This is a genomic window from Mycobacterium sp. NTMscope_MAC_12 (assembly GCF_976985675.1).
This window is the reverse complement of record NZ_CDRJYY010000001.1, coordinates 3540112-3560751: the sequence shown is the minus strand read 5'-3', so window position 1 is coordinate 3560751 and position 20640 is coordinate 3540112. Positions and strand designations below refer to the sequence as shown.

Below are 20640 nucleotides of genomic sequence, written 5' to 3'. Positions count from 1 at the left end.
GCCTACCTTGTCAGGGCCGACAGCACCCGCTCCGGGTGACGGCAACTCACCAGCCAGTACGGAGTCGGGTCGTCCGGGTCGTCGAGGACGACCAGGATCATCGGTGCCACCCACGCCCTGTGCAGGACGTAGGCCGCCGGGTCGAGTTGGCGCCCCAACGCGGCGGATTTGGCCGAGGGGGCTACCTGTGCGGAGCGGGCGATCGCGGTGACCGGCAGGTGCGCATGGCCCGCCCACAGTTCCACTTCCCCCGGCACGGACGGGTTGGCGGTGACCCGGATCTCGATGCGGCCCAGCCATAACAGCGCCCCGGCCGCGACCGCGAACAGCGTGGCGTACGGCCACCAGGAGGACTGGCGGGTGACGCCCATGTTGAACTCGAACGCGATGATGCCGGCCAGCGCGAAGGCCGGTGGCCACCACCACCACGGAACCCACAATCGTTCGCGATACCGCACGTTGTGCGGCGCGACGCGCGTATCGGACACGCAGTCAAGGGTAGTCTGTGGCCCCGTGTCGACCAGTCTGGCCATCGTCCGCCTTGACCCGGAGCTTCCGCTGCCCGCCCGCGCCCACGAGGGCGACGCGGGGATCGATCTCTACAGCGCCGAAGACGTCAAACTCGAGCCCGGGCGGCGCGCCCTGGTGCGCACGGGTGTCGCGGTCGCCATCCCGTTCGGAATGGTCGGCCTGGTGCATCCTCGGTCGGGATTGGCTGCGCGCGTTGGGCTTTCGATCGTCAACAGTCCCGGTACCATCGACGCCGGCTACCGCGGCGAGATCAAGGTCGCGTTGATCAACCTCGATCCGGCCGAGCCGATCGTGGTCCATCGCGGCGACCGCATCGCCCAACTGTTGGTGCAGCGGGTCGAGTTGGTGGAGCTGGTCGAGGTGTCGTCGTTCGACGAGGCCGGGCTGGCCGAGACGTCCCGTGGCGACGGTGGTCACGGTTCCTCCGGCGGACATGCGAGTTTGTGATGGGCCGGCGACGGGCACGGCGAAGCGATGAGGAGGAGCGGCGCTGATGGCTGCATTCGGTAAACGCTCGCGCAAGGACGACAGCGCCCCGGCCGCGCAGGCGGACGGGGCCGTGACGCCGGGCGCCGACGAGCCCGCCGCCGAGGAACTCGAGGGCCCGTTCGACATCGAGGACTTCGACGACCCCGCCGTCGCCGAGCTGGCCCGGCTCGACCTGGGCTCGGTGCTGATCCCCATGCCCGAGGCCGGGCAGCTGCAGGTCGAGCTGACCGAAACCGGTGTCCCGAGCGCGGTCTGGGTCGTCACGCCCAACGGTCGTTTCACCATCGCCGCCTACGCGGCGCCCAAGACGGGCGGGCTGTGGCGTGAAGTCGCCGGCGAGCTCGCCGAGTCGCTGCGCAATGACTCGGCCCAGGTCAGCATCAAGGACGGGCCGTGGGGGCGCGAGGTGGTCGGAACCGCCACCGGCGTGGTGCGCTTCATCGGGGTCGACGGATACCGCTGGATGATCCGCTGCGTCATCAACGGCGCCCACGAGACGATGGAGGCGCTCGAACAGGAGGCGCGAGCGGCGTTGGCGGACACCGTGGTTCGCCGCGGCGACACACCGCTTCCGGTGCGCACGCCGCTGGCCGTGCAGCTGCCCGAGCCGATGGCGCAACAGCTGCGCGAAGCCGCCGCGGCGCAACAGGCTGCCGCACAGCAAGGCGAGGAGCAACAGACCCCTGCCGACGAGCCGGCCGCGCGCCGCAGCGCCGACGGCTCGGCCATGCAACAGCTGCGCACCACCACCGGCGGCTGACGCGAAGGCGAGCGGCTAGCCCAGCTCGTCCAGCGCCTGAAGGCAGGCCGCGCCCAGGGCGGCGGGATCCGACCCGATCTGATCCAGCGTCACCGTGCGCAGCGCCGCGCGCGGCGCCGCGGCGACCCAGTCGACACCGGCCTGCAACGGGTGAATCGGATCGTCGACCGCGGCCGCCACCGCCAGCGGCGCGGCCAGTCCGGCCAGCTCGTCGCAACTCGGCGCGACGTAGGCGGCGGCTTCCTCCATGGCGTCCGGCAGGTGCGGCCACTGCGCGCCCCACGAGCGGGCCAGCTCGTCGGCCAGCCACGGCGGGCTGGAGGCCCGCATCCGGGTCGTCGTCGCCGCCAGGCCGTCGGCTCGCAACTGGGAGGCCGAATACCGCGCCGTGAGGGCGGCCGGCGCCTCGCCGGGCGCCCCCGCCCACGCCGGCAGCGCGGCCAGCACCGCGACCGCCCGGTCCGGATGGGCCAGCGCCCAGGCCGCCGCCACGGCCGCGCCGATCGACACGCCGCCGACGGCGATCGGTCCTTCGCGCGCCGCGGCGTCCAGCGCCGCCAGGTAGCCGTCGATCAGCCGGTCGGGGCGCGGCGGCGGGGCCACCAGCACCGCGCCGACCTGGGCTAGCGGGCGGGAAAACGCCCGGTGAACGTAGTCGTCGTCGGAGCCGGTTCCCGGCAATAACACCGTCGTGACACCGCCCAGATCGACCACCACCCCTCGATAGTGCACGGCGTTTACCTGCGGTCCAACATCACGTTTGAGTCGGTTGGCGCTGGGGAACCAAGAGGTCTACGGTGTCCGTTGGCATAGAGGAAGCATCGAAGCTTTTATCGTCAGGAGTGGCCATGGGGGCCCAAGGGTATCTGCGCCGGCTGACCCGTCGGCTGACGGAGGATCCGGAGCAACGCGACTCTGAGGAACTGTCCGACGAAGTCGCCAGCACCGGCGCGCAACGGGCTATCGATTGCGAGCGTGGCCAGGAGGTCACGATGGTCGGCACGCTGCGCAGCGTGGAATGCAACGGCAGGGCCTGCGCCGGCGGGGTGCGCGCCGAATTGTTCGACGGCAGCGACACCGTCACGCTCGTGTGGCTGGGCCAGCGCCGCATCCCCGGCATCGACTCGGGCCGCACCCTGCGGGTGCGGGGCCGACTCGGCAAGCTCGAGAACGGAACCAAAGCGATCTACAACCCGCACTACGAAATTCAGCGGTGACCGTCCCAGAAGGCTTGGGCGGGGCAACCCCGTCCCCCCGGGAACCGGGCTCATCGGAACAAACCACTAGCCGCATCAACCCCGAGCGCCTGCTGGCGCAGGCGGGTGGGGTCAGCGGCGTCATCTACTCGTCTCTTCCCGTCATCGTCTTCGTCATCGTCTCGAGCGTGTCGGGCCTGGTCCCGGCCATCGCGGCCGCCCTGGGGGTCGCCGCGCTGGTCTTGCTCTGGCGGCTGATTCGGCGGGATTCCCCGCAACCGGCGTTCTCCGGGTTCTTCGGCGTGGCGCTGTGCGCGCTGATCGCCTACGTGCTGGGGGAGTCCAAGGGTTATTTCCTGCTGGGCATCTGGATGTCGTTGGTGTGGGCGGTGGTGGTCGCGGCGTCGGTGCTGATCCGCCGGCCGCTGGTGGGGTACGTGTGGAGCTGGGCCGCCGGGCGCGGGGACGGCTGGCGCAGCGTTCCCCGGGCCGTCCTGGCGTTCGACGTCGCCTCGCTGGGCTGGGTGCTGGTGTTCGCCGCCCGCTTCGTGGTCCAGGGGCTGCTCTACGACGCCGACCGGACCGGGTGGCTGGCGGCCGCGCGGATCGGGATGGGCTGGCCGCTGACCGTGCTGGCCGCGCTGGCGACCTACGCCGCGATCAAGTCGGCGCAGCGGGCCATCGCAGAGAGCGCCGGGGTCGAGCTGGAACCCCGCACCGTGGGCGATTAGCCCAACAGCAGCTTCTGCAGGTCCTCTTCGGCCTCGGCGACGGCGACGAACAGCAGCTCATCGCCGCCTTCCAGCGGCTCGTCCTCCTCGGGCACGATCACCCGCGGGCCGCGCAGGATCGTCACCAGCGAGGTGTCGCGCGGCAGCTGCAGTTTGCGCACCGGCTTGCCGCCCCACGGCGTGTCATCGGGCAGGGTGATCTCGACGAGGTTGGCCTGCCCCTTGCGGAATTCCATCAGCCGCACCAGATCGCCGACGGCGACGGCCTCCTCGATGAGCGACGCCAGCATGCGCGGCGTCGACACCGCGACGTCGACGCCCCAGGCGTCGGTGAACAGCCACTCGTTGCGCGGGTCGTTGACCCGGGCCACCACCCGGGGCACCGCGAATTCGGTTTTGGCCAACAGGCTTAGCACGACGTTGGCCTTGTCATCGCCGGTGGCGGCCACCACCACGTCGAACTCCTGCATGCGCACCGATTCCAGCAGGCTCAACTCGCACGCGTCGCCCAGGCGCCAGTGCGCGGCCGGAATGGCGTCGACGTCGACGTGGTCGGGGTTCCGCTCGATCAGCGTCACATCGTGGCCGTTGCCGATGAGTTCCCGTGTGACCGAGCGGCCGACCGCGCCGGCGCCGGCAACCGCTACCTTCATATGCGCCGTCTCCTCAAAGCCAGTCGCTCGAAATCATCACAGGTCCTCGCTCGGCGGTAGCGCGGCGATGGCCACCGCCTCGGCGGCGCGGCCGGATATCGCCGCGACATAGACCTGGTCGCCGGCCTGGATCACCGATTTCGGCTCGGGCAGCACGCCGGCGCCGAAGCGGATCAGGAAGGCGACCCGGGCGCCGGTGGCCTGCTCGAGATCGGTGACCCGATGGCCGATCCAGTCCTCGTGCAGGACCACCTCGGAGACGGCGACCGTGCCGGTCGGATCGCGCCACTTGGCCGTCTCGGTCTCCCGCAGCAGCGCATTGAGCAGGCGGTCGGTGGTCCAGGGCACGGTCGCGATGGTGGGAATGCCCAGGCGCTCGTAGACCTCCGCGCGCTTGGCGTCATAGATACGGGCCACGACCCGCTTGACGCCGAACGTCTCGCGCGCCAGCCGCGCGGAGATGATGTTGGAGTTGTCCCCGGAGGACACCGCGGCGAACGCGTCCGCCTCTTCGATACCCGCCCTCAGCAGTACATCTCGGTCGAATCCCTGCCCCAGCACCCGCTCGCCGGCGTATTCGGGGCTGAGCCGGTTGAAGGCCGTGCTGTCGCGGTCGATGACCGCCACGTCGTGACCGATGCGGGACAACCCGTCGGCGACCGAAGAGCCGACCCGGCCGCAACCCATCACTACTACTCGCACTTGTGGTCCTCTCGGCCGCGTCCTGCGCCCTTCGTCGGCAACGCACGTGGGCAAGCCGTTTCGGTCGGCGAACATTCTCGTCCACGAACGCTACCGTCAAACCCGTCTGGGCTTACTCTTGGCTCTCGTGTCCAAACTTTCAACCGCCACTCGTCGGTTGCTTATCGGCCGGCCGTTTCGCAGCGACCGGCTCAGCCACACGCTGCTGCCCAAGCGGATCGCCTTGCCGGTGTTCGCCTCCGACGCGCTGTCCTCGGTGGCGTATGCGCCCGAGGAGGTCTTCCTCATGCTCTCGGTGGCGGGGGTGTCGGCATACGCGCTGACGCCGTGGATCGGGCTCGCGGTGGCCGCGGTCATGTTGGTGGTGGTCGCCAGCTACCGGCAGAACGTCCACGCCTACCCGTCCGGTGGCGGCGACTACGAGGTGGTCACCACCAACCTCGGCGAGACCGCGGGCCTCGTCGTGGCCAGCGCCCTGATGGTGGATTACGTTCTGACCGTGGCCGTTTCGACGGCATCGGCGATGGCGAACATCGGCTCGGCCATCCCGATCGTGGCCGAACACAAGGTGTTCTTCTGCGTGGCCTCCATTTTGCTGGTGATGGCGCTGAACCTGCGTGGGGTGCGCGAATCCGGGGTGGCGTTCGCCATCCCGACCTACGCGTTCATCATCGGTGTCCTCGTCATGATCGGCTGGGGCCTGTTCCGGATCTTCGTGCTGGGTGATCCGTTGCGGGCGGAGTCCGCCGGTTTCCAGATGCACGCCGAACACGGCCAGGTCGTCGGTTTCGCGTTGGCGTTCTTGGTGGCGCGGTCGTTTTCCTCGGGGTGCGCGGCGCTCACGGGTGTCGAGGCGATCAGCAACGGGGTGCCGGCGTTTCAGAAACCCAAGTCGCGCAACGCGGCCACGACCCTGCTGATGTTGGGCGCCATCGCGGTGACCCTGCTGATGGGCATCATCGTGCTGGCTCAGAAGATCGGGGTTCAGCTCGTCGAGGATCCCGCGACGCAACTGAGTGGGACCCCGAAGGGCTACTACCAAAAGACCCTGGTCACCCAACTGGCGCAAGCGGTGTTCGGCGGCTTTCATCTCGGGTTCCTGCTGATCGCCACGGTGACCGCCCTCATCCTGGTGCTGGCGGCCAACACCGCGTTCAACGGGTTTCCGGTGCTGGGTTCGATCCTGGCGCAGCACAGCTACCTTCCGCGCCAATTGCACACCCGCGGAGACCGGTTGGCGTTCTCCAACGGGATCCTGTTCCTGTCCGGGGTGGCGGTGCTGGCGATCGTGGCGTTCCGCGGCGAGGTCACGGCGCTGATTCAGCTCTACATCGTCGGCGTGTTCATTTCGTTCACGCTGAGCCAGGTCGGCATGGTGCGGCACTGGACCCGGTTGCTGCGCACCGAGACCGATCCGGGGGCGCGGCGCAGGATGATGCGCTCACGGGTGGTCAATACCGTCGGATTGCTTTCCACCGGTGCGGTTTTGCTGGTGGTCCTGGTCACCAAGTTCGTCGCCGGGGCCTGGATCGCCCTGTTCGCGATGAGCCTGCTGTTCGGAATGATGAAGATGATTCACCGGCACTACAACACCGTGAACCGCGAACTGGCCAAGCAGGCCGAAGGCGGGGAGGACGTGGTGTTGCCCAGCCGCAATCACGCCGTGGTGCTGGTGTCGAAGTTGCACCTGCCGACGATGCGTGCGCTGGCCTACGCGCGGGCCACCCGGCCCGACGTTCTCGAGGCCGTGACGGTCAGCGTCGACGACGCCGAAACCCGCGAGCTGGTGCACAAGTGGGAGGAAAGCGATATCAGCGTTCCGCTCAAGGTCATCGCATCGCCCTATCGCGAAATCACCCGTCCCGTACTGGAATACGTCAAGCGGGCCAGGGAGGAGTCGCCGCGCACCGTGGTCACGGTGTTCATCCCGGAGTATGTGGTGGGGCACTGGTGGGAGCAGGTGCTGCACAACCAGAGCGCGCTGCGGCTCAAGGGCCGGCTGCTGTTCATGCCCGGCGTCATGGTGACTTCGGTTCCGTGGCAACTGAGTTCGTCGGAACGGCGCAAGACGTTGCAGCCGCATGTGGCGCCGGGCGACGCTCGTCGGGGTATTTTCGATTGACCCGCGAATCGACCCGCGCACCGCGCGGCGTGCCGCCCCCGGTGGGGGAGCTGACGTTGACCACGGGTGCCCCGGCCAACGGCGGCAGCTGCGTGGCGCATCACGAAGGCCGGGTGGTGTTCGTCCGGTACGCGCTGCCCGGTGAGCGGCTGCGCGCCCGGGTGACGGCGGATCGTGGATCGTATTGGCACGCAGAGGTTATCGAGGTCCTCGAGCCGGCCGAGGGCCGTACGGCGTCGCTGTGCCCGATCGCCGGGGTCGACGGTGCCGGCTGCTGCGACCTGGCGTTCGCCGTCCCCGAGGTGGCGCGCGCGCTCAAGGCCGAAGTCGTGGCCAACCAGCTGGAGCGCCTCGGCGGCCATCGCTGGAGCGGCGAGGCCGAGCCGCTGCCGTCGGGACCCACGGGGTGGCGCACCCGCGTCCGCCTCGATGTGGGGGCCGACCGTCGGCCGGGCTTTCACCGTTATCACAGCGACGATTTGGTGACCGACCTGCGCTGTGCGCAGCTGCCAGGCGGCATGCTCGACGGGATCACCAAGACCGAGTGGCCGGCGGGCGCCCAGCTGCACGTGGCCGTCGACGACGACGGGGCGCGCCATGTGGTGCGCACCCTGCGGCAGGGCAGACGCACCGCGACCAAGGTGACGCAGGGCCGCTACGAGGCGGTGCAGCGGGTGGCGGGGCGCACCTGGCACGTGCCGGTGACCGCCTTTTGGCAGGCGCACCGCGACGCCGCGGCGACCTACAGCGGTCTGGTCGCCGACTGGGCGGCCGCCGGTACCGGCATGAGCGCCTGGGATCTCTACGGTGGCGCAGGCGTTTTCGCCGCCGTCCTGGGCGAGGCCGTGGGGCCCTCGGGTCGGGTGCTCAGCGTGGACACCTCGCGCGCGTCGACGCGGGCCGCCCGGGCCGCGCTGGCCGATCTCACCCAGGTGCAGGTCGTCACCGACTCGGTGCGGCGCGCGCTGGCGGCGCAACGGGGGAGCGCCTCAAAAGCAGATGTGGCGGTCCTGGATCCGCCGCGGGCGGGCGCCGGGCGCGAGATCATCGATCTGCTGGCCGCGGCCGGTGTCCCGCGCATCGTGCACATCGGTTGCGAGGCAGCATCTTTCGCGCGCGATATCGGGATCTACCTCGGCCACGGCTATGCCGTCGAGAAGATCAAGGTGTTCGACGCCTTCCCGTTGACCCATCACACCGAATGCGTCGCGCTGCTGACGCGCTAGCCGCGCTGCTGCCAGCGCTCGAGCATCGCCGGGATCTCGTCGAGCATGAACGCGTAGAAGTCGCGCATCCGCGTGAGCCGTTGCCCGGCAACGCTATCCGAGCCTGTCGCCGCAATCCCGGCCTCAGCGGCGGCCTGCATCGCCGATATCACGACGTTCTGGTTGGTGAAAAGGGTCGCCCACGCGTCGTCGCGCAGCCGGTAGTGATCCCGTCTGCTGCCGGGGGCGGGCGCCCGCTCGGCCAGACCCACGGAGGTGAGCATCTTGAGTGCACCCGAGATCGCGCCCGAGCTGGCCTGTAGCCGCTCGGCCAACTCGCCCATCGTCATGCTGGCGCGCTCGGTGAACAGCAACGTGGCCAGCACCCGGGCGGTCATGCGTTGCAGCCCGTGATCGGCGAGGACGAGTGCGAGCTGTTCGGCCGCATCGCGTTGATCAGCACGTTCGGCCACGTGCGCCCCTCTCGTGCGTTGGGTATTCTGTAATTTCTGAAAGTTCAGTATAGTGTGCTGCGGCGCTCCGGGAAGTCTGGTCGGAACAAGGTATCCGTATGCACGCGGTGCCGGCAGCCGGCCGACGCACCGCGCTGACCCGGAAGGGGACAAGCGCGTCATGCAAAACCTCGGGGCGACAACCACATTGCCAGGCACCACGGCCGACGTGATCCGCGTCAGTGGCCTTACGTTCACCTACCCAAAGGCGCCAGAACCCGCCGTGCGGGGCATGGACTTCACCGTCAGCCGCGGTGAGATCTTCGGTTTTCTGGGCCCCAGCGGCGCCGGGAAGTCGACGACGCAGAAACTTCTCATCGGCCTGCTCCGCGGCCACGGCGGGGAGGCCGCGATCTGGGGCAGGGACCCACTGGCCTGGGGTTCCGATTACTACGAGCGCATCGGTGTCTCGTTCGAACTGCCCAACCACTACCAGAAGCTGACCGGGCTGGAGAATCTGCAATTCTTCGGATCGTTGTACGCGGGCGCGACGCTGGATCCAATGCAACTGCTGGACGCGGTGGACCTGGCCGACGACGCCCACACACGAGTCGGCAAGTACTCCAAGGGAATGCAGATGCGGCTGACGTTCGCCAGGTCGCTGATCAACGACCCCGAACTGCTCTTCCTCGATGAGCCCACTTCCGGGCTGGACCCGGTGAACGCCCGCAAGGTCAAGAACATGATCCTGGACCTGAAGGCACGCGGCCGCACGGTTTTTCTCACCACCCATGACATGGCGACCGCCGACGAGCTGTGCGACCGCGTGGCCTTTGTCGTCGACGGGGCGATCGTCGCGATGGACACGCCCGCCGAGCTCAAAATCGCCCGCAGCCGGCGGCTGGTGCGCGTGGAGTACCGGGGCGACGACGGGCGTCTGGTGACCGCAGAGTTCGGAATGGACGGCCTGGCCGACGATCCGGCGTTTCATGCGGCGCTGCGCGACCACCACGTCGAGACCATCCACAGCAGGGAGGCCAGCCTCGACGATGTGTTCGTCGAGACGACCGGAAGGCGGCTGGGATGACCAGGTTGGCGAGCGCGCTGCGACTCGAGCTGACGCTGCAAGTGCGGCAGAAGTTCCTGCATGCGGGTGTCTTCTCGGGTCTGATCTGGCTGGCCGTGCTGTTGCCGATGCCGCCGGGCCTGCGCCCGGTCGCGGAGCCGTATGTGCTGGTGGGTGACATTGCGATCATCGGGTTCTTCTTCATCGGGGGCACGGTGTTCTTCGAGAAGCAGGAACGCACGATCGGCGCGATCGTTTCCACGCCGCTGCGGTTCTCCGAATACCTGGCCGCCAAACTGACTGTGCTGCTCGGTATTTCACTGTTCGTGGCGATGACTGTGGCAAGCATTGTGCATGGGTTCGACTATCATCCCGCGCCGCTGGTGCTCGGCGTTGTGCTCGGGACGCTGTTGATGCTGCTGGTGGGTTTCGTGACCTCGCTGCCGTTTTCCTCCGTGACCGACTGGTTCCTGGCGGCGACCGTCCCACTGGCGATCATGCTGGTGCCGCCGGTCGTGTACTACTCCGGCCTCTGGCCGAATCCGGTGCTCTACCTCATCCCCACGCAGGGCCCCCTGTTGCTGTTGGGGGCCGCGTTCGGTCAGGTGAGTCTGGCGCCGTGGCAAGTCGTGTACGCGGCCCTGTATCCGGTCGCGTGCCTGGCGGGGTTGGGCAGGGCGGCCAACGCGATGTTCGATCGCTACGTCATCGAAAGGTCGGGTGCGGTCTGATGGCGATGTCAGGCCTCGTCAGCACGCGGGCGTTGGTCGCGTTCGGCCGCAACGACATTCGCGGAACCTACCGCGATCCACTGCTGTGGATGATCGTGGTCGCCCCAGTCATATGGACCACCGGCGTTGCGCTTCTCACGCCGCGCATCACCGAGATGTTGGCCGACCGCTACGGGTTCGATCTGGTTCCCTACTACCCGCTGGTCCTCACCGCGTTCCTGCTGCTGACCAGCATCATCATCACCGCCGCGATCGCCGCGTTCCTGGTTCTGGACGAGCTCGACGCCGGCACGCTGACCGCGCTACGGGTGACGCCGGTGCCGCTGTCGGCCTTCTTTGCCTATCGCGCAGCCACGGTCATGGTGGTGACCACCACCTACGTCGTGGCGACCATGTCGCTCAGCGGGATACTCATGCCGGGCCTGGTGCCGTCGCTGATCCCGATCGGAATACTGGCGGGACTGTCGGCGGTCGTGACCCTGTTGCTGATACTGGCCATGGCGAACAACAAGATCCAGGGTTTGGCCATGGTTCGCGCGCTGGGCATGCTGATTGCCGGGCTGCCCTGCCTGCCATGGTTCATCGACTCCAACTGGAACCTCGCCTTCGGGGTGCTGCCGGCCTATTGGGCCGCCAAGGCGTTCTGGGTCGCCAGCGACTATGGCGCCTGGTGGCCCTACCTTGTCGGCGGCGTCGTGTACAACCTGGCGCTTGCCTGGCCGTTGTTCGTCCGCTTCCGCGCCAAACACTAAGGCCGTCAGCCCATCACGAAATACCGCAGCCACAGGTACAGCGCGGACATCGCGACGGAGACCGCGGTGACGACCGCGCCCTTGCGGGTGAATTCCCAAAAGGAAATGGGATTGTCGGCGCGGCGGGCGATTCCGAGTAGGACGATGTTGGCGCTGGCGCCGATGGCGGTCAGGTTGCCGCCGAAGTCCGTACCCAGCGCCAGCGACCACCACAAGACGCCGGGGTTGGCGTGATCGCTCAGGGCGGGCACCAGGTCGGCCACCACCGGCGCCATCGTCGCCGCGTACGGAACGTTGTCGACGACCCCGCTGATGACGACCGACGCGACCAGGATGATCATCGTCGCGGTCAACGTGTTCCCGCCGGTGGCCGTGATCGCCACGTGGGCAAGCTGTTTGACGACACCCGTCTTCACCAGGGCGCCGACCATGATGAACAGGCCGGCGAAGAACAGCAGCGTGTCCCACTCCACGCTGGACAGGTAGTCGGACGGCTTGAGCCGGGACGCCACGACCAGGATCCCGGCGCCCAACAACGCCACCACCGAGGGCTCCATGTGCAGCGGCGAGTGGGCGATGAACGCGGTGAACACCGCCAGCAAAACGACGCCGCACGTGATGAGCAGCCGGGGGTCGCGGATGGCCTCCTTTTCCTCCAGCGACATCACATCGGCGACCCGCTCGGGATCCACGTCGAATTCCCCGGGAAATAGGCGCGGCAACAACGCAATCAGGACGGCGATGACGATGACCACGATCGGCGCCAGATGGATCAGGAAGTCGTTGAACGTCAGGCCGGCCTTGCTGGCGATGATGATGTTGGGCGGGTCACCCACCAGGGTCGCCGCGCCCCCGACGTTCGAGGCGAACACCTCGGCCATCAGGAAGGGTGCCGCATTGATCGCCAGACGTTCGCACACCAGCAGCGTGACCGGGGCGACGAGCAGCACGGTGGTGACGTTGTCGAGCAGGGCCGACGCGATCGCGGTCACGAGGACCAACAGGATCATGACGCGCAGCGGGGAACCACGGGCGCGTTTGGCCGACCAGATCGCCACGTACTCGAACACGCCGGTCTGCCGCAGCACGCTGACGATGATCATCATGCCCAGCAGCAAAAAGATGACGTCCCAATCGATTCCGGTTCCGCGCGAGTAGAAGATGTCGTCGGAGTGAATGATCGGCAGGGTGACCACGATCGCGGCGCCGGCCAGGGCCACGAACGTCTTGTTGACGCGATCGCTGGCGATCAGGGCATAGGCGACCACGAAGACCAGGATCGCGATGAAGCTCATCGATGTGCCTGTGGCATCAGGGTTTCAGCGCGGCGGCGAGCACCCGCGACGCCGTGATCACCCCGACCAGCCGGCCCTCTTTGACCACCGCGACGAGCGGGCTGCGCAGCCGCGCCATGAGCGCGGCCACTTCGATGATGGTGTCGTCGGCGTTGGCGGGGGGCACGTCGACCAGATGGTCGGGCAGCACGTCGCGCACCGTCTTGCCGCTCAACTTTTCCGCGCAGCGATCGGCGGTCGATTCGTTGAGCACGCCGGCCAGCGACGGATCGTCCTGCACATAACGGGGCACGATGAAGCGGACGACCTGGGAGGCGGGCAGCACCGCGTAGGGGCGCCCCGAGCCGTCGGTGACCAACAGCCCGGGCAGCCGGTGCTCGGCCAGCATCCGGGCGGCGTCCAGCGCGTCCGCGTCAATGCTGACGACGGGGAAGTCCTCGGCGATCTGCTCCGCGCGCACACTGCGACGATACGTCCGCTGGGATTGTGTGGTGCGGTCATGGCGTACTCCTGGGTCGGAAGAAGACGTGCCGACCAGGCTTCCCGGCTCACCGCGCATTGACGCTACCAAACCTGCGTCGTCGGCTGCGTAGACTGACGGGATGCTGGAACAGATCCGCGGGCCCGCTGATCTGCAGCACCTTTCTACGCATCAGCTCCGCGAATTGGCCGCCGAGATTCGCGAGTTCCTGATTCACAAGGTCGCTGCCACCGGGGGACACCTCGGGCCCAATCTGGGCGTGGTCGAACTGACGCTCGCGCTGCACCGGGTGTTCGACTCGCCCCACGATCCGATCATCTTCGACACCGGCCATCAGGCCTACGTCCACAAGATGCTGACGGGGCGTTCCCACGAGTTCGAGACCCTGCGCAAAAAGGGCGGGCTGTCCGGGTATCCGTCGCGCGCCGAGAGCGAACACGACTGGGTGGAGTCCAGCCACGCCAGCGCCGCGCTGTCCTACGCCGACGGCCTGGCCAAGGCCTTCGAGCTGAGCGGGCACCGCAATCGGCACGTGGTCGCGGTGGTCGGAGACGGGGCGCTCACCGGCGGCATGTGCTGGGAGGCGCTGAACAACATCGCCGCGTCCGGGCGCCCGGTGATCATCGTGGTCAACGACAACGGCCGCAGCTACGCCCCGACGATCGGCGGTGTGGCCGACCATCTCGCCACGCTGCGGCTGCAACCGGTCTACGAGCAGGCCCTGGAACGGGGCCGCGACGCGCTGCGGGCGCTGCCGCTGGTCGGCAGGCTCGCCTACCGCGTCATGCACAGCGTCAAGGCCGGCATCAAGGACTCGTTGTCGCCGCAGCTGCTGTTCACCGACCTGGGCCTGAAGTACGTGGGCCCCGTCGACGGCCACGACGAGCGCGCGGTGGAGGCCGCGCTGCGCCACGCCCGTGGTTTCGGGCGCCCGGTGATCGTGCACGTGGTGACCCGCAAGGGGATGGGCTATGCGCCCGCCGAGGACGACGAAGCCGAGCAGATGCATTCCTGCGGGGTGATCGATCCCCTGACCGGCCAGGCGACCAGCATCGCGGGCCCCGGGTGGACGGCGACCTTCTCCGACGCGCTGATCGGCTACGCCCGCAAGCGCCGCGACATCGTGGCCATCACCGCGGCCATGCCCGGACCCACCGGGCTGACGCCGTTCGGGCAGCAGTTCCCGGACCGCCTGTTCGACGTCGGCATCGCCGAGCAGCACGCGATGACGTCGGCGGCCGGCCTGGCAATGGGCGGGATGCACCCGGTGGTGGCCATCTATTCGACCTTCCTCAACCGGGCCTTCGACCAGATCATGATGGACGTGGCGCTGCACCGGCTGCCCGTCACCATGGTGCTCGACCGGGCCGGGATCACCGGCTCGGACGGCGCCAGCCACAACGGGATGTGGGACCTGTCGATGCTGGGCATCGTGCCGGGCATGCGGGCGGCCGCGCCCCGCGACGCCACCCGGTTGCGCGAGGAGCTCGGCGAGGCGCTCGAGGTCGACGACGGGCCGACGGCGCTGCGCTTCCCCAAAGGTGATGTGGGCGAGGACATCCCGGCGATCGAACGCGTCGGGTCGGGGCTCTCGGGTGTCGACGTGCTCGCGGTTCCGGCCAGTGGGTGCAACCACGACGTGCTGCTGGTGGGTGTCGGCGCGTTCGCGCGGATGGCGCTGGCCGTGGCCAAGCGGCTGCACAACCAGGGGATCGGCGTCACGGTCGTCGATCCGCGCTGGGTGCTGCCGGTGTCGGACACGCTCGTCGACCTGGCGGGGCGGCACAAACTGGTCGTCACCTGCGAGGACAACGGCGTCAACGGCGGTGTGGGTTCGGCGGTGTCGGCCGCCCTGCGCCGCGCCGAGATCGACGTGCCGTGCCGCGATGTCGGCTTGCCGCAGCGGTTCTACGAGCACGCTTCGCGGGGCGAGCTACTCGCCGACCTGGCGCTGACGGATCAGGACGTGGCACGCCGCATCACCGGTTGGGTCGCCGCGCTGGCCAGCAGCGACGCCGAGGCCGAAATCCGCGAGCACCTCGACTAGTCGGCGTCCTCCGGCGGCTGCAGCGCCCGGGCCAGCACCGGATCCACCAACTCCCGCTGCCACGGCCGGGCCTGCCCGGCCCGCAGAAACGCCTCGACGGCCTCGAAGGGATCCGGCGCGGCCTCCCAGTCCCAGCACAGCCGTCGCACCAGGTCCGGTGAGACCAGGTTCTCGGTGGGGACGTGCACCCGCTCCGACACCTCCGACAGCCCCGCCCGCGCGGCCTCCAGCCGCGCGGCAGCCTCCGGTTTGCGCCGGCTCCACCGCGCCGGCGGCGGCGGGCCGTTCGGCGGTTCGGCGTCCGCGGGCGGATTCTTGTTCTCGCGCGCGGCGTCCAGCGCCGCCAGCCACGTCGCGGCGCTGCGGCGTTGATTGCGCCCGCCGAACACGGGCAGCGCGACCAGTTCCTCGACCGTCGTCGGGTTGGCCAGCGCGGCATCGATGATGGCCGAGTCGGGAAGGATGCGGCGCGGGGCGATGTCGCGGCGCTGCGCGATCCGGTCGCGCGTCAGCCACAGTTCACGCACCGCGGCCAGCCCGCGCTGATCCCGCACCCGATGGATCCCCGACGTTCGTCGCCACCGGTCCCGTCGCGCGGCGGCGCCCGGCTCTTTCGAGCCCACGTCCCGCAGGTAGTCGAATTCCTGTGCGGCCCAATCGCTTTTGCCTTGCCCGGCGAGGACGTCCGCGATCGCCGCGCGCAGCTCGATGAGCAGTTCCACGTCCAGGGCGGCGTAGTTGAGCCAGTCGGCGGGCAGGGGCCGCTTGGACCAGTCGGCCGCGCCGTGGCCCTTGGCCAGCCCGAAACCCAGCAGCCGCTCGACCATGGTGGCCAGGTTCACGCGTTCGAACCCGGCCAGCCGCCCGGCGAGCTCGGTGTCATACAGCGTCGGCGGTCGCATGCCCACCTCCGCCAAACAGGGCAGGTCCTGATCGGCGGAGTGCAGGATCCATTCGTCGGTGCCCAGCACCTCGGCCACCGGCCGCAGGGCCTCGAGCGGGTCGCGGCCGTGGCTCACCGGGTCGATCAGCACGGTGCCGGAGCCGGCCCGGCGGATCTGGATCAGGTAGGCCCGGTTGGAGTAGCGGAAACCCGATGCCCGTTCGGCGTCCACCGCGAACGGCCCCCGCCCGCCGGCCAGCCGCTGTGCCGCGGCCTCGATCTCGTACACGCTGACCGAGATGGGTGGGACGCCTTCGGCCGGATGCGGCAGCGGGGTGGGCGCGGGTTCGGTGCTGCCGGGCGCGTCGCTGCCCGGCCCGTCGGGCGACGGCTCGCCCATGCTAGGCGCGTGACCGCGAGCTCAGGTCGGTGACTCCGGCGGGCGGCAGGCCCGCGGCGTGTTCCAGCACCTCGCAGAACGACTCGACGTGCGCGCCGACGGCGGGTGACGTCGCGGTCCAGGACGCCCGCAGCTCGAGCTGGTGGGCGCGCGGCGGCCCCGAGATGTCGCCGTAACGCACCGAGGTGGTGGCGGTGACGGTGCCGCCCAGCGCGACGACGTGTTCCATCCGTGACTCCAGTGCCTCGACCAGCCAGCTCCACGCTACTTCGGGCAGCAGCGGGTCGACGGCCTCGCTGGGGTCCAGGTCGGCCTGGATGTAGGCGACCATGCGGATGGTGCCGTCCCACGCGTCGGCCCCTTCGGGGTCGTACAGCAGGATGAGCCGTCCGAAGGCGTCGCCGTCGGACCGTTCGGGGATGATCTCGCGGTCGGGATGTTTGACCTCGGCGCCCAGCGCGTAGCTGTGGGGTGCCAGGCGTTGGGGCGGCCGGATCGGACCCAGCTCGATCTCCGGCCGCACGACGACGGCGTTCATGGCCGCCACCGCCTCGCGGAAGGGGGCCGGTTCGGATGAGGTCACTTGCCGTCGCTCCTGTTCATCCCGACCGTTCTGCGTTGTCACGGCACGGGTCACAGGGATCGACGGTAGACCTATCGCCCGACACGCCGCGACAGGCGCGCCGGGTTTCAAACCCGCCGCGATCAAGCCGTTACCAGCCCTCCACCAAACGTATATGTCCTGCTCAGGAGGCAGATCCGCCGGTGAACCGGGCGGGGCGCTTCTCGCGGTGGGCGGCCAGGCCTTCTTGCACGTCGGGGCCGCTGAAGCTGAGAAATTCCAGGCCGACCGAGGTTTCGAAGGTGGGTCCCATCATGCGGTACCAGTGGTTGAGGCTGCGCTTGGTCCACTGGATGGCGTTCTGCGCGCCCTGCGCCAGGTTCTCGGCGATCCGGGTGGCGGTGGACAGGACGTCGTCGTCGTCGACGCAGGTGGAGACCAGGCCGATCCGCTCGGCCTCCTCGCCGAGCAGGGTTTCGCAGGTCAGCAGGTAGTACTTGGCCTTGGCCATGCCGACCAGCAGCGGCCAGCAGATCGCGGCGTGGTCGCCGGCCGCCACGCCGAGCTTGGTGTGCCCGTCGATGAGCTTCGCGGTCCGGCCCGCCACCGAGATGTCGGCCAGCAGCGCCACGACCAGGCCCGCACCCACCGCCGGTCCCCGGATCGCCGACACCACGGGGGTGTCGCAGTTGATCATGTTGTGCACCAGGTCGCGGGCTTCGCGCATGATGCGGATCCGGCCCTCGTACTCGCCGATGGTCTCGGCGATCAGGTCGAAGCTGCCGCCGGAGGAAAAGGCCTTGCCCTCGCCGCGGACCAGGACGACGCGCACGGCCGGGTCGCGATCGATCACCGGCCAGATGTCGGCGAGGTCGCGGTGCATCTGCGGCCCGACCGAATTGAGCCCCGGGGAGTCGAGCACCAGCGTCAGCACGCCGTTCTCGCCGAGCTCGCAGCGCAGGCTGGGGAACTCGTCGTAGTTCACTGGGGGCTGGCTGACTGGCATCCGGGCTCCTGACGTTCAAACGGTCGCGGTCGCGATAGTACGCAGCGGCGTTCGGCGTTTTGTGGTCATGGCAGCATTGAGGCCGATGAACAGGCCGTTGCACACCCGTCGCGACCTTCCCGAGTCGCCGTATCTGGCCGCCGCGGGCGGCCGCAAACCCCGCCGGGTCCCGGTGTGGTTCATGCGGCAGGCCGGCCGGTCGCTGCCCGAATACCGGGCGCTGCGGGCCCAGCACGACATGCTGTCGGCGTGTTTCGACGCCGAGCTAGTCTGCGAGATCACCCTGCAGCCGGTGCGCCGCCACGACGTCGACGCGGCGATCTTGTTCTCCGACATCGTGGTCCCGCTGCTCGGCGCCGGCATCGACCTGGACATCGTCGCCGGGGTCGGGCCGGTGATCGAGTCGCCGGTGCGCACCGCCGCCGACGTGGCCGCGATCAAACCCCTTGAGCGGCAACGGGTTCAGCCGATTTCGGATGCGGTGTCGTTGCTGGTGTCCGCGCTGGGCGACGTTCCGCTGATCGGTTTCGCGGGCGCGCCGTTCACCCTGGCGTCCTACCTGATCGAGGGTGGGCCCAGCCGTCACCATGCGCGCACCAAGGCGATGATGCTGGCCGAGCCCGACAGCTGGCATGCGTTGATGGAGAAGCTGACCGACATCACCGTCGGTTTCCTGCGGGTGCAACTGGACGCCGGGGTGGACGCGATCCAGGTGTTCGACTCGTGGGCCGGGACGCTGTCGCTGGCGAACTACCGCACCTATGTGCAGCCGCACAGCGCCCGGATCTTCGCCGCCCTGGCCGGTTACGGCGTGCCGATGACGCATTTCGGCGTCGGCACGGCCGAACTGCTGGGCGCGATGTCGGCGGTCGGCGCGTCCGTGGTGGGCGTGGATTGGCGAACCTCGCTCGCCGACGCGGCGGCCCGGGTGGAACCCGGCACGGCGTTGCAGGGCAACCTCGATCCGGTGGTCCTGCTGGCGGGCTGGCCGGTGGTCGAACGCGCGGCGCGCACCGTCGTCGATGACGGTAGGCGCGCGATCGACGCCGGCGCCGCCGGTCACGTGTTCAACCTCGGCCACGGCGTGCTGCCCGAGACCGACCCCGCACTGTTGACCGACCTGGTGTCGCTGGTCCATTCGCTATGACGTCGTCCGGCGACGATGCGGGCCGGGACGGCCAGAGGAGGAGCCGGACAATCGGCCGGGGCTCGTATTGCGTTGTGGGGGGCGGGATCTCGGGGCTGACGGCGGCCTACCGGCTGCGCATGGCCCTCGGCGCCGACGCGGCGATCACGCTGTTCGACCCGGGGGAGAGGCTCGGCGGGATCCTGCGCACCGAGCGGGTCGGCGGGGTGCCGATGGACCTGGGCGCCGAGGCGTTCGTGCTGCGACGACCGGAGCTGCCGGCGCTGCTGGGCGAACTGAATTTGACCGGGCACCAACTTGTTTCGACCGGCGTCCGCCCGCTGATCTACAGCGGGCAGCAGCTGCGTCCGTTGCCGACGGGCACGGTCGTGGGCATCCCGTCGTCGTCGGCGTCGGTGGCGGGATTGGTCGACGAGACGACCGTCGCCCGCATCGACGCCGAACCCTCCCGCCCGCTGGAGTGGCACGCCGGCGACGATCCCGCGGTGGCCGACCTGGTGGGCGACCGGTTCGGCGAGCAGGTGGTTTCGCGGTCGGTGGATCCGCTGCTGAGCGGGGTCTACGCGGGCTCGGCGGCCACCATCGGCCTGCGCGCGGCCGCCCCCACCGTGGCCGCGGCCCTGGACCGCGGCGCCGCCAGCCTGACCGAGGCCGTCGCGCAGGCCGTGCCGCCGGCCACCGGCGGGCCGGTGTTCGGGGCGCTCGACGGCGGGTACCGGGTGCTGGTCGAGGAGCTCGCCGCGCGTGCCCGGCCGCGCTGGGTGCGCGCCGCGGTGTCGCGCCTCGAGCGCGCCGGCACGGGCTGGGCGGTGTTCGACGACACGGGCGCCCGCTGGGCTGCCGATGCGGTCATCCTCGCCGTGCCCGCGCACGAGGCGTGCCGCCTGCTCGCCGACATCGCCCCGCGCAGCGTCGCCGCCGCCGGGCGCATCGCCAACGCATCGTCGGTGGTGCTGGCGCTGGCGGTGCCGGGTGCCACCGCCTTCCCCGAGTGTTCGGGCGTGCTGGCGGCCACCGGTGAGCGGTTGCGGGCGAAGGCCATCACGCTGTCGTCCAGAAAATGGGGCGCCCGCGCCGACGTGCAGCTGCTGCGGCTGTCGTTCGGGCGGTTCGGCGACCACGTCGCGGCCAGCGCCGCCGACGACGAGCTGCTGGCCTGGGCGCTGGGCGACCTGGCCACCGTCTTCGGGCTGACCGTCGACCCCGTCGACGTCCGGGTGCAGCGCTGGATCGACGCCATGCCGCAGTACGGGCCGGGTCATGCCGACCTAGTCGCCGAGGTGCGCGCGGGCCTGCCGCCGACGCTGGCGGCGGCAGGCAGCTACCTCGACGGCATCGGCGTGCCGGCCTGCGTCGGTGCGGCCGGCCGCGCGGCCGAGCGTGTGATCAAGGCCATCGAAGGCCGAGATGGACAGGTGGCACGATAGGT

The 20640-nt window shown here is 69.5% G+C and carries 22 protein-coding genes; 12 read left to right on the top strand and 10 right to left on the bottom strand.

All coding sequences use genetic code 11. The features are described from left to right. Positions 1-2 precede the first annotated feature (2 nt). Positions 3-488 carry a DUF3093 domain-containing protein gene (locus tag AC0KS4_RS16210; RefSeq protein WP_238956381.1) on the bottom strand — a complete coding sequence of 162 codons (486 nt, stop codon included), beginning with the start codon at positions 486-488 and terminating at the stop codon, positions 3-5. A gap of 25 nt (positions 489-513) precedes the next feature. On the opposite strand from AC0KS4_RS16210, the gene dut reads away from it, so the two are divergent. Together dut and AC0KS4_RS16200 are read left to right on the top strand one after the other, a co-directional pair. Further along, the gene (dut, locus tag AC0KS4_RS16205; RefSeq protein WP_008258542.1) at positions 514-978 is read left to right on the top strand and encodes a dUTP diphosphatase; all 465 of its coding nucleotides are present in this window, start codon (positions 514-516) and stop codon (positions 976-978) included. A gap of 46 nt (positions 979-1024) precedes the next feature. Further along, a complete protein-coding gene (locus tag AC0KS4_RS16200; protein WP_225327691.1) occupies positions 1025-1780 on the top strand; it encodes a DUF3710 domain-containing protein in 756 nt (251 codons plus the stop codon). A 15-nt stretch (positions 1781-1795) separates the two neighbouring features. On the opposite strand, the gene AC0KS4_RS16195 is transcribed toward AC0KS4_RS16200, so the two are convergent. Continuing rightward, the gene (locus AC0KS4_RS16195; RefSeq protein ID WP_225327692.1) at positions 1796-2497 is read right to left on the bottom strand and encodes an alpha/beta hydrolase; all 702 of its coding nucleotides are present in this window, start codon (positions 2495-2497) and stop codon (positions 1796-1798) included. Between the two features lie 131 nt (positions 2498-2628). Between AC0KS4_RS16195 and AC0KS4_RS16190 the strand changes: the two genes are divergently transcribed. Together AC0KS4_RS16190 and AC0KS4_RS16185 are read left to right on the top strand one after the other, a co-directional pair. Then, complete coding sequence (locus AC0KS4_RS16190; protein WP_003875251.1) at positions 2629-2997, top strand: OB-fold nucleic acid binding domain-containing protein; 369 nt, start codon at positions 2629-2631, stop codon at positions 2995-2997. 14 nt (positions 2998-3011) lie between these two features. Continuing rightward, the gene (locus AC0KS4_RS16185) at positions 3012-3707 is read left to right on the top strand and encodes a DUF3159 domain-containing protein (RefSeq protein WP_238957334.1); all 696 of its coding nucleotides are present in this window, start codon (positions 3012-3014) and stop codon (positions 3705-3707) included. On the opposite strand, the gene AC0KS4_RS16180 is transcribed toward AC0KS4_RS16185, so the two are convergent. Both AC0KS4_RS16180 and AC0KS4_RS16175 read right to left on the bottom strand, forming a co-directional pair. Continuing rightward, complete coding sequence (locus AC0KS4_RS16180; RefSeq protein ID WP_225327693.1) at positions 3704-4360, bottom strand: potassium channel family protein; 657 nt, start codon at positions 4358-4360, stop codon at positions 3704-3706. The two genes, AC0KS4_RS16185 and AC0KS4_RS16180, sit on opposite strands and share 4 nt — an antisense overlap. Before the next feature lie 36 nt (positions 4361-4396). Then, the gene (locus tag AC0KS4_RS16175; protein WP_008258523.1) at positions 4397-5062 is read right to left on the bottom strand and encodes a potassium channel family protein; all 666 of its coding nucleotides are present in this window, start codon (positions 5060-5062) and stop codon (positions 4397-4399) included. Positions 5063-5189: 127 nt separating this feature from the next. Here AC0KS4_RS16175 and AC0KS4_RS16170 point away from each other — a divergent pair, with 127 nt between their 5' ends. Further along, positions 5190-7184: an APC family permease gene (locus AC0KS4_RS16170; RefSeq protein WP_238956380.1), complete on the top strand. Its 1995-nt coding sequence runs from the start codon at positions 5190-5192 to the stop codon at positions 7182-7184. A gap of 29 nt (positions 7185-7213) precedes the next feature. Further along, positions 7214-8410 carry a class I SAM-dependent RNA methyltransferase gene (locus tag AC0KS4_RS16165; protein ID WP_238957333.1) on the top strand — a complete coding sequence of 399 codons (1197 nt, stop codon included), beginning with the start codon at positions 7214-7216 and terminating at the stop codon, positions 8408-8410. On the opposite strand, the gene AC0KS4_RS16160 is transcribed toward AC0KS4_RS16165, so the two are convergent. Next, positions 8407-8862 (bottom strand): GbsR/MarR family transcriptional regulator, encoded by a 456-nt coding sequence (locus AC0KS4_RS16160; protein WP_308193066.1) that lies wholly within the window; start codon positions 8860-8862, stop codon positions 8407-8409. The two genes, AC0KS4_RS16165 and AC0KS4_RS16160, sit on opposite strands and share 4 nt — an antisense overlap. A gap of 160 nt (positions 8863-9022) precedes the next feature. On the opposite strand from AC0KS4_RS16160, the gene AC0KS4_RS16155 reads away from it, so the two are divergent. The 3 genes from AC0KS4_RS16155 to AC0KS4_RS16145 are packed head-to-tail and all read left to right on the top strand — an operon-like array spanning position 9023 to position 11390. Beyond that, entirely contained in the window at positions 9023-9928 is a 906-nt protein-coding gene (locus tag AC0KS4_RS16155; RefSeq protein WP_225327695.1) for an ABC transporter ATP-binding protein, read from the top strand. Further along, positions 9925-10638: an ABC transporter permease gene (locus AC0KS4_RS16150; protein WP_238956379.1), complete on the top strand. Its 714-nt coding sequence runs from the start codon at positions 9925-9927 to the stop codon at positions 10636-10638. The genes AC0KS4_RS16155 and AC0KS4_RS16150 overlap by 4 nt, the downstream gene beginning before the upstream one ends. Continuing rightward, positions 10638-11390 carry an ABC transporter permease gene (locus AC0KS4_RS16145; RefSeq protein WP_425326322.1) on the top strand — a complete coding sequence of 251 codons (753 nt, stop codon included), beginning with the start codon at positions 10638-10640 and terminating at the stop codon, positions 11388-11390. Before AC0KS4_RS16150 ends, AC0KS4_RS16145 begins: the two co-directional genes overlap by 1 nt. Before the next feature lie 5 nt (positions 11391-11395). Here AC0KS4_RS16145 and AC0KS4_RS16140 read toward each other — a convergent pair whose 3' ends face one another. Beyond that, positions 11396-12685: an ArsB/NhaD family transporter gene (locus AC0KS4_RS16140; RefSeq protein ID WP_238956378.1), complete on the bottom strand. Its 1290-nt coding sequence runs from the start codon at positions 12683-12685 to the stop codon at positions 11396-11398. A gap of 16 nt (positions 12686-12701) precedes the next feature. Further along, positions 12702-13145: a CBS domain-containing protein gene (locus AC0KS4_RS16135; RefSeq protein ID WP_238956377.1), complete on the bottom strand. Its 444-nt coding sequence runs from the start codon at positions 13143-13145 to the stop codon at positions 12702-12704. Positions 13146-13287: 142 nt separating this feature from the next. On the opposite strand from AC0KS4_RS16135, the gene dxs reads away from it, so the two are divergent. Further along, positions 13288-15213: a 1-deoxy-D-xylulose-5-phosphate synthase gene (gene dxs / locus AC0KS4_RS16130; protein ID WP_225327699.1), complete on the top strand. Its 1926-nt coding sequence runs from the start codon at positions 13288-13290 to the stop codon at positions 15211-15213. On the opposite strand, the gene AC0KS4_RS16125 is transcribed toward dxs, so the two are convergent. The 3 genes from AC0KS4_RS16125 to AC0KS4_RS16115 form a co-directional block, all read right to left on the bottom strand. Next, on the bottom strand, positions 15210-16496 hold the full coding sequence (locus AC0KS4_RS16125) for a ribonuclease D (RefSeq protein WP_238956376.1): 1287 nt from the start codon (positions 16494-16496) through the stop codon (positions 15210-15212). The genes dxs and AC0KS4_RS16125 overlap by 4 nt on opposite strands. A 1-nt stretch (position 16497) precedes the next feature. Then, the gene (locus AC0KS4_RS16120; RefSeq protein ID WP_255641709.1) at positions 16498-17034 is read right to left on the bottom strand and encodes a DUF3000 domain-containing protein; all 537 of its coding nucleotides are present in this window, start codon (positions 17032-17034) and stop codon (positions 16498-16500) included. Positions 17035-17242: 208 nt separating this feature from the next. Further along, a complete protein-coding gene (locus tag AC0KS4_RS16115) occupies positions 17243-18064 on the bottom strand; it encodes an enoyl-CoA hydratase/isomerase family protein (protein ID WP_225327702.1) in 822 nt (273 codons plus the stop codon). Positions 18065-18161: 97 nt separating this feature from the next. Here AC0KS4_RS16115 and hemE point away from each other — a divergent pair, with 97 nt between their 5' ends. Both hemE and AC0KS4_RS16105 read left to right on the top strand, forming a co-directional pair. Next, positions 18162-19211, top strand: coding sequence for a uroporphyrinogen decarboxylase (gene hemE, locus AC0KS4_RS16110; RefSeq protein ID WP_238957331.1), 1050 nt, complete (start codon positions 18162-18164; stop codon positions 19209-19211). Between the two features lie 50 nt (positions 19212-19261). Next, entirely contained in the window at positions 19262-20638 is a 1377-nt protein-coding gene (locus tag AC0KS4_RS16105; protein ID WP_238957330.1) for a protoporphyrinogen oxidase, read from the top strand. The last annotated feature ends 2 nt before the right edge of the window (positions 20639-20640 follow it).